8 protein-coding genes and 1 pseudogene are annotated in these 8,430 nt (G+C 68.6%); 7 read left to right on the plus strand and 2 right to left on the minus strand.

What is annotated here, in order from left to right; translation table 11 throughout:
- The coding region (locus tag A6302_RS22405; RefSeq protein ID WP_069308201.1) for a flagellar biosynthetic protein FliO at positions 1-1,113 on the minus strand (1,113 nt) is incomplete at its 3' end.
- A gap of 380 nt (positions 1,114-1,493) precedes the next feature.
- On the opposite strand from A6302_RS22405, the gene A6302_RS18040 reads away from it, so the two are divergent.
- The 6 genes from A6302_RS18040 (at position 1,494) to flhB (ending at position 4,942) form a co-directional block, all read left to right on the plus strand.
- A complete protein-coding gene (locus tag A6302_RS18040) occupies positions 1,494-1,835 on the plus strand; it encodes a hypothetical protein (RefSeq protein ID WP_342586301.1) in 342 nt (113 codons plus the stop codon).
- A gap of 116 nt (positions 1,836-1,951) precedes the next feature.
- Positions 1,952-2,362, plus strand: coding sequence for a flagellar basal body rod protein FlgC (gene flgC / locus A6302_RS18045; RefSeq protein WP_069308202.1), 411 nt, complete (start codon positions 1,952-1,954; stop codon positions 2,360-2,362).
- An 88-nt stretch (positions 2,363-2,450) separates the two neighbouring features.
- Positions 2,451-2,774, plus strand: coding sequence for a flagellar hook-basal body complex protein FliE (gene fliE / locus A6302_RS18050; RefSeq protein WP_069308203.1), 324 nt, complete (start codon positions 2,451-2,453; stop codon positions 2,772-2,774).
- 42 nt (positions 2,775-2,816) lie between these two features.
- Positions 2,817-3,080 (plus strand): flagellar biosynthesis protein FliQ, encoded by a 264-nt coding sequence (gene fliQ / locus A6302_RS18055; RefSeq protein WP_069308204.1) that lies wholly within the window; start codon positions 2,817-2,819, stop codon positions 3,078-3,080.
- 25 nt (positions 3,081-3,105) lie between these two features.
- On the plus strand, positions 3,106-3,873 hold the full coding sequence (gene fliR / locus A6302_RS18060) for a flagellar biosynthetic protein FliR (protein ID WP_069308205.1): 768 nt from the start codon (positions 3,106-3,108) through the stop codon (positions 3,871-3,873).
- A 4-nt stretch (positions 3,874-3,877) separates the two neighbouring features.
- Positions 3,878-4,942, plus strand: a complete 1,065-nt coding sequence (gene flhB / locus A6302_RS18065; protein ID WP_069308206.1) for a flagellar biosynthesis protein FlhB — start codon at positions 3,878-3,880, stop codon at positions 4,940-4,942.
- Here the strand turns inward: flhB and A6302_RS18070 are convergent.
- Positions 4,926-5,380, minus strand: a pseudogene (locus A6302_RS18070) (dihydrofolate reductase). The gene flhB and the pseudogene A6302_RS18070 sit on opposite strands and share 17 nt — an antisense overlap.
- A gap of 299 nt (positions 5,381-5,679) precedes the next feature.
- Between A6302_RS18070 and cckA the strand changes: the two are divergent.
- Positions 5,680-8,229: a cell cycle histidine kinase CckA gene (gene cckA, locus A6302_RS18075; protein ID WP_069308207.1), complete on the plus strand. Its 2,550-nt coding sequence runs from the start codon at positions 5,680-5,682 to the stop codon at positions 8,227-8,229.
- Positions 8,230-8,430 lie beyond the last annotated feature (201 nt).

The following is an 8,430-nucleotide window of genomic DNA, read 5'->3' on the forward strand; positions in this document are numbered from 1 at the left end:
CTGGGCGGCCGGGCCGCGCGAGGGGCGCATCCACGAGAGCGGTTCGCGCTTGCGGGGCGGTGCGGGCGGAGGCGCCGGCCGCTGCAGGTCGATCCGCAGGGCCTCGTCAAGACGCAGGGCGAGATCGTCGAAGGCCGGATCCGTGTCGGTGTCCGGCGCGGAGGCGGCGGGCTCCGGCCGCGGCGGCTTCACGCTGGCGTTTTCGGCCGCCGCCAGATCGGCCTCGGCGGGAAGAATCGGCTGGGTCGCGACCGGTTCGGCGGCGCGCTGCGGCTTCACCGCGGCCGGCGGAACGTAAGGGTGCGACGGGTCCGGCTCGGGCTCGGAGAGAATCCGGTCCTGGGCGATGGCCGTGGCCTTGCGCCCGGAATCGGGGCGAGGCGCTTCGGTACGCGCCGGCTCGGCGGCCGGCATCGCCGGCGGCATCGCCGGCGGCATCGGCGCACGCATCGGTTCCGGCACCGGAGCGGGCGCGGGACGCTCGATCGGGCGAAGTGCCGGGCGGCTCTCAGGCTGGCGCGGCGGCGGGCCGCCGCGGCCGAGCGCGGGTTCTTCCGGCTGCGGTTGCGATGCCAACGGCCCCGGAGGCATGAGTTCCTTCGGCGTGGGGCGGGCAAAGTCCCGGCCCTGCGGCTTGTTCACCGGCGGCGGACCGACGGGAGGCGCGATCGTCGGGCGCACCGGGTCGACGGCGGCTTCAGGCACGGGCATCGGCGCCTGCAGCGGCGGGGGCGCGGCCACGACCGGCGGCAGCGGCTCGTCGCGTTGCGGACCTGGGCCAGCGCCTGCGGCCTGCACCGAACCTGGCGCAGGCGCGCGCCGCGCCGGCGGTGGCGCCGGCTGGCGGCCAATGGCCGGCTCGATCACCAGATCGTTGGGGCCGCCGATCAGCACCAGATGCTCGACGTTGTCGCGGCGGACGAGCACGAGCTTGCGCCGCGCGTCGACGATGGTCGCCTCGACCACGTAGATCCGCTTCTGGCGGCCGCGCACGCCGGTGACGATCCGCCCGCCGGCAAACCGCTTCACCAGCCAGGAGCCGAGCACGATCAGTGCCGAAACGATGACCAGGGCGACGACGAGCCTGAGGGCTTCAGAACCGAATAGATCCACGCGTTGATCCTGTCTTGTGGCGAGATGCGCCCGATGACACCCGCAAGGAGGTCCCTGTGCGGCCGGATCGAATCTCGAAATTCGAGACATGATCTTAATGCCCACGGCAAACTTTGCCGAGTTGAATTGCGCGATGGCAAGGCTCCAGCGGCGACTTCCTGTTGATTTCACCGGAAAACCGGCGTTTTCCGTCGCTCATGGCCGTGGTGCGGAGGCCGCGTTAACCGGTCGTTAACCATCGAGGCGGCAGATATTGCCTACCGACAGGGCGGAACGGGCGCAGGACGCGGTCTTCCCGGACGTCGCCTCCGCCCGGCCTGCCGGGCGGTTCGGATCGGAACGGGCCGCATCGGCGGACCGCAACCGGGAGAATGGCTGGAATGGCGCTCACCGATCTGCCGATCTTTCGCGCGATGCGCGAGAAGATGATGTTTCACGAGGCGCGTCAGCAGGTGCTCGCCGAGAATGTCTCCAATGCGGAGACACCGGGCTACACGGCACGCGACCTCGACCAGCCGGACTTCTTCCGGATGGTGGCCACGTCCGGTCAGGCCGGCTCCGGGCAGGCCACGGGCGCGCAGGTCGGGGTGACGCCGGCGGTCACGGCGCCCGGCCACATCGCGATCGCCTCGCTGACGGCGGGCTCCGCCTACCGGCAGGAGCGGGTCGCCGGCTACGAGGTGCGCCCGACGGCAACGGCGTCGTGCTCGAAGAGCAGATGATGAAGGTCACCGGAAACCAGATGGACTACCAGGTCGCCGCCTCGCTCTACCAGCGCAGCATCGGCATCCTGAAGACGGCGATCGGCCGGGGCTGAACGGGGCGGGGGAACTGAACCATGGACTTCCAGAAGTCGCTGATGATCTCGGCCGCGGGCCTGAAGGTGCAGTCGGGCCGGATGCGGATCATCGCCGAGAATCTTGCCAACGCCGATTCGGCGGCGCGCGGGCCGGAGGCCGATCCCTATCGCCGCAAGATCCCGACCGTGGTGAACCGCTTCGACCGGGAACTCGGCGCCGAGGTCGTGCGCCTCGGCAAGGTCGCCGACGACCGCAGCGACTTCAACGTGCGCTACGAGCCGGGCCACCCGGCGGCCGACGGCAAGGGCTACGTCAAGTATCCCAACGTCTCGTCGATCATCGAATCGGTGGACATGCGTCAGGCGCAGCGCACCTACGAGGCCAATCTCAACGTGGTCAGCAGCACGCGGCAGATGCTGCAGCGGACCATCGACATTCTCAAGGGCTGAGACTCACGAGCTGGGATCGACGCCCGGGATCGCAGTCCTGCGATGACCCGGCGAGCGACGATCCGGCAGGCAATCAAGGACACGACCCATGGCGCTCACCACCCCCGTCGGCGCGGCAAACGCCTACCAGATGGTCTCCAAGCTGGCGAATCGCGATCCGCAGGCGCAGACTGGCGTCCCCAAGGCCGATGCGCTCGGCGGCTTCGGCGACATGCTCCGCAACCAGATGCAGAGCGTCGTCGAGACGGGCAACGCCAGCGAGATGAAGCAGGCGGCGCTGGTCAACGGCAAGGCGGACATCGTCGACGTGGTGACCGCCGTCGCCGAGACCGAGGTCGCGCTCGGCACCATGGTGTCGGTCCGTGACCGGGTGATCTCGGCCTACGAGGAAATCATGCGCATGCCGATCTGACGCGGCGCGCGGCGGATCCGGCAGGCAGGGCGGAGTTGAACCATGACGGGTCCCGAAGCCCTCGATCTTGCCCGCGATGCTCTCTGGGTTACGGTGGAGATTTCCGCGCCGGTGATGGTGGTCGGCCTCGTGGTCGGCGTGGTGATCGCGCTGATCCAGGCGCTGACCCAGGTGCAGGAAATGACCCTCGTCTTCGTGCCGAAGATCATCGCGATCTTTCTCACCCTTCTGGTCACGTTGCCCTTCATGAGCGACGCCCTCAACGGCTTCATGGTCCGCATCTCCGAGCGGATCATCGCCAGCTGAGCGCGGCGGCAGCGAGGGCCGGACGATGACCATCGACGTTCTTCCCGACATCACCGTTGTCTTCCTCGTGCTGTTCGCGCGGATCGGCACGCTCGTGATGCTGATGCCGGGGCTCGGCGAGCAGAGCGTGCCGATGAACGTGCGGCTGGCGCTGGCGCTGCTGCTGACGCTGGTGTTCTACCCGCTGACCGCGCCGTCGCTGCCCGCCGGCCTCGCCGAGAACCCGCCGGCGCTGATGATGGCGATGATCCGCGAGGTGCTGGTCGGTCTCGGCCTCGGGCTCTTGATGCGCATGCTGATGTCGCTGACCCAGACGGCGGGTGCGATCATCGCGCAGATGATGGGCCTCAGCTTCGCCCAGTCGGTCGACCCCACCATGGGCGGCGCGCAGGGCGCGATCCTCGGCAGCTTCCTCGGCGTCGTCGGCATCACGATGATCTTCGTCACCGATCTGCACCATCTGGCCATTGCCGGCCTTGCCGGCAGCTACCGGGTGTTTCCGCCCGGCAGCTTCATGCCGATCGGCGACATGTCGCGGATGGCGACCTCGACGATCGCCGGGGTGTTCGTGGTCGCGGTGCAGATCTCCGCGCCCTTCATCGTGTTCGGCCTCGTCTTCAACTTCGCCCTCGGCCTGCTCGCCAAGCTGATGCCGCAGCTTCAGGTGTTCTTCCTCGCCATGCCGGTGACGATCTTCGTCGGCATGATGCTGTTCGCCCTGCTCCTGATGACCATGGTCACCGCCTATCTCGGACATCTCGAGAGCGGTCTCATGCGCCTCGTGCCGAGGTGACGCCATGGCCGAGGGGCAGGACAGCAGCGAAAAGACAGAAGAACCAACCCACCGAAAACTCGAGAAGGCCCACGAGAAGGGCGACGTCGTCAAGAGCCAGGAGATCGTCGTCTTCAGCACCATGGGTGCGGTGACGATGATCATCGCCTTCGGCGCCTCGGGCACCGCGCGCGACCTGCTGGGGCCGATGGCGGGCATCCTCGAGCATGCGGGCGAGCTGCGGATCGACGGCGGCGCGCTGGTCCAGCTCTGGGCGGAACTCGGCGGCTCGATCCTTGCCGCGTTGCTGCTGCCGTTCCTGATGCTGCTGATTGCCGGCGTGGCCGGGCACATGATCCAGCACCGGCCCGTGCTGTCGTCGGAAAGCCTGACGCCGAAATTCTCCAAGGTCTCGCCGGTGGCGGGCTTCAAGCGGCTGTTCTCGGCCGAGGCGCTGGTCAATTTCGTCAAGGGTCTGATCAAGATGACCCTGGTCGGCGCGGTGCTGTTCCTGGTCCTGTGGCCGCAGCACCGGCTGCTCGATCCGATGATCAACATGGACGTGGTGCAGATCCTCGGCATCACCCAGGCGCTGTCGCTCGACATGATCACGGCCGTGCTGGCGATCCTGGCGCTGATCGCCGGTGCCGACTTCCTCTGGCAGCGCCACCGCTGGATGACACGCCAGCGGATGTCGATGCAGGAGGTCAAGGAGGAGTACAAGCAGTCCGAGGGCGATCCGGCAATCAAGGCCAAGATCCGGCAGATCCGGATGGAACGCTCGCGCAAGCGGATGATGGCGGCGGTGCCGACCGCCTCGGTGGTGGTCACCAACCCGACCCACTATGCCGTCGCCCTCAAATACGAGGTGGGCATGGAGGCACCGCTGTGCGTGGCCAAGGGCACCGACGCGGTGGCGCTGCGCATCCGTGCGCTGGCCGAGGAAAACGAGGTGCCGATCGTCGAGAATCCGCCGCTGGCTCGCGCGCTGTTTGCCACCGTCGATGTCGACGAGAGCATTCCGGAAGAGCATTACCGCGCGGTGGCCGAGGTGATCGGCTACGTGATGCGGCTCAAGGCACGGCAGTGACGCCGCCTGCCGCGGGCATGGTTCCGGCGCGGTCGGTCCGACTTCCGCCGGCAAGAAGCCAGGCGGGATCGAACCATCGGTCGGCCTCGCCGTCATAGGGCAGCATCGTGACGTCCCAATGGTCCACGAAACGGGCATAGCCGCCCACACGGACGGCCCTCCGCCGATGTAGACCACCCGGCCGATGTAGCGCGACAGGACGGATTGCGGATCCTCGTGTGACCGCACCTCGACGACGGTGCGGTCGCGGCGTGCGAAATCCGGCATGGACGCATACGTGCGGGGGCCGGACAGGATGACATGGCCGCGGGTGACCTCAAAGAAGCGCGCGACGTCGTCACCGAAGGCACGCTCCGGCTGCCCTTCCCACGGCATGCCGCCCTTGAGGCCGAGCTGTCCGCTCCTGCCGATCGCGCAGATCACCCTGATGTCCGTCATTGTTGTCCTTCCTGCATGCGCGCCGCGTCGTGTCCTGAACGGTCCGGCAGGGGGCATGGTTCGCGCCGCGCGCGGTTTCCGGGGGATCGGGCGTGCTTTTTCCGCCATGGCGAGGAAATTGTGGCTGCGGAACGCTCCCCCGCTTCGCCGGGGGTTGCTATAGCTGCGGACATGGCGAAGATTCCCCGAATTCTTGCCGATTCACGATGATGCGGCGAGGCGGGACCTGAGGCTCGATGGGACATGCTCCGCGGGTGCGGAGCGGTGGACGGGCTGGGCCAACGAGCGGAATGGGAACCATGAGCGAGAGCAGTGAGTCGGATGGCCTGCCGACGGTCGAGCCGGCGGTGGTGGACCGTTCGGCAAAGACCGGCAACGTCGGCCTTCTGGTGCTGCTCGCGGTCGCGCTCGTCACCGCGGCCGGCGTGTTCGCGATTCTCGACCGCGCCTCGGCCGAACCCTATGTGATGGGCCTGCTCGGGCTGCTGGCGGTGGTCGGCGTGTTCTCGCTGTTCGCGGGCGCCATCGGCCTCCTGCGCTTCGGCTCGCAGACCGACGGGCAGGGCCTTGCCCGGCGCTTCCTCGACACGATGAGCGACGGCATCTGCGTCACCGACCTGGAAGGCCGCATCGTCTACGCCAACACCGCCTATGCCCGGCTGATCCGCGCCGAGGCGCCGAGCGAGGTGCGCACGGTCGAGCGGGTGTTCTCGTCCGAGCCGGACGCGGCCGACGTGATCTTCCGCCTCGCGCAGGCGGCCCGCTCCGGGCGCCGCGCCGAGGAGGAGGTGCGCCGCGCCCATGCGCTCGGCCGCAGCGACGGCAGCGCGCGGTGGTATCGCATCCGCGTGCGTCCGCTGCCGGGCATCGGCCGCGACCGGTCGCTCAGCGTCTGGCAGGTGGCCGACGTCACCCGCGACCGCGACGCCCAGGAAAACAGCTTCCAGGCGCTGCAGCGCGCCGTCAACTTCCTCGACCATGCGCCCGCCGGCTTCTTCTCGGCCGATCCGCTCGGCCGGATCGTCTACATGAACGCGACGCTGGCCGACTGGCTGGGCTTCGACCTTGCCGAGGTCGAGGACGGCAACGTGCGCCTCGCCGACATCGTGCAGGGCGACGGCGCGGTGCTGCTGGAAAGCGTCCACGGCGCGCCGGGCGAGGTGAAGACCGGCATCATCGACCTCGACCTGATGAAGCACAACGGCCAGAGCCTGCCGGTGCGGCTCATCCACCGCGTGCCGGTCGGGGCGGACGGCGGCGTCGGCGACAGCCGCACGCTGGTGATCAACCGCTCGCCGGGCGAGGACGTGTCGGAATCGCTGCGCGCGGCCGAGGTGCGGTTCGCCCGTTTCTTCAACAACACGCCGATCGCCATTGCCGGCGTCGACAAGGAAGGCCGGATCGGGCGCACCAACGCGCCGTTCATGCGCCTCTTCGCCGGCTTCGTGAAGAACGACCCGCGCTCCGGCCTCGGCCGCCTCGTCGACGTGGTCGCCGAGCGCGACCGGCCGGCGCTGGCCGAGGGGCTGGCCGCCGCGGCCGCGGGGCAGGGGCAGATCCCGCCGATCGACGTCGCCATGCCCGGCGACCGCAACCGCAGCGCCAGCTTCTTCGTCTCCTCGGTGGAGGAGGGCGCCGGCGACGGCGAGGTGGCGGTCGTCTACGCGATCGAGACCACCGAGCAGCGGGCATTGGAGGCGCAGTTCAGCCAGGGCCAGAAGATGCAGGCGGTGGGCCAGCTGGCCGGCGGCGTGGCGCACGACTTCAACAACGTGCTGACCGCGATCATCGGCTTCTCGGACCTGCTGCTCGCCAACCACCGGCCGACCGACCCGTCCTTCCAGGACATCATGAACATCAAGCAGAACGCCAACCGGGCGGCGGGTCTCGTCCGCCAGCTGCTGGCCTTCTCGCGCCGCCAGACCCTGCGCCCGCAGGTGCTGGTGCTGGCCGACGTGATCGCCGACCTCACCATCCTGCTCGACCGGCTGCTCGGCGAGAAGGTGGAGCTGTCGGTGCTGCACGGCCGCGACCTCTGGCCGGTGATGGCCGACCTCAACCAGTTCGAGCAGGTGGTGATCAACCTCGCGGTCAACGCCCGCGATGCCATGCCCCGTGGCGGCACCCTGTCGATCACCACCCACAACATCACCGCCGCCGAGGCGGAGCGGCTCGACTACCAGGGCTTCCCGCCGGCCGACTACGTGCTGATCGAGGTGACCGACACCGGCACCGGCATGCCGCCCGAGGTGATGGAGAAGATCTTCGAGCCGTTCTTCTCGACCAAGGAAGTGGGCAAGGGCACCGGCCTCGGCCTCTCCACCGTCTACGGCATCGTCAAGCAGACCGGCGGCTACATCTATCCGGAAAGCGAGGTCGGCAAGGGCACGGTGTTCCGCATCTACCTGCCGCGCCACATCCCGCTGGCCGAGGAGCAGCCCAAGAAGTTGCCCGAGCAGACGCCGCTGTCCGATCTCACCGGCACCGCGACGATCCTGCTGGTCGAGGACGAGGAGGCCGTGCGCGCCTTCGCCGCCCGCGCGCTGGTCTCGCGCGGCTACACCGTGCACGAGGCCTCCACCGGCGCCGAGGCGCTGGAGGTGATGGAGCAGACCGGCGGCGACATCGACCTCGTCGTCTCCGACGTGGTGATGCCCGAGATGGACGGCCCGAGCCTCCTGCGCGAACTGCGCAAGACCCGCCCCGACCTCAAGATCATCTTCGTCTCCGGCTACGCCGAGGACGCCTTCAAGAAGAACCTCCCCGAAAACGAGGTTTTCAACTTCCTGCCGAAACCCTTCAGCCTCAAGCAGCTGGCGACGACGGTGAAGGAAACGCTGAGCGAGTGAGGGGGGGCACGGTCCCGCGCGCCGGGGTGAGCCTTTGCGGATGAGATTTTTCCCGCAACTCTCCATCGTCATTCCCGCGAACGCGGGAACCCATCCGTCCGCGGGAGGAGGGGTGGAGAGGGGCGTGGTAGGGGCCAGAAGGGCCTCCGCTGCTCCGATTGCTTGACCTTCCCCTTGCCGACCGCTGGGTTCCCGCGTTCG

Origin of the sequence: Methylobrevis pamukkalensis (assembly GCF_001720135.1) — a bacterium.
GTDB lineage: Bacteria > Pseudomonadota > Alphaproteobacteria > Rhizobiales > Pleomorphomonadaceae > Methylobrevis > Methylobrevis pamukkalensis.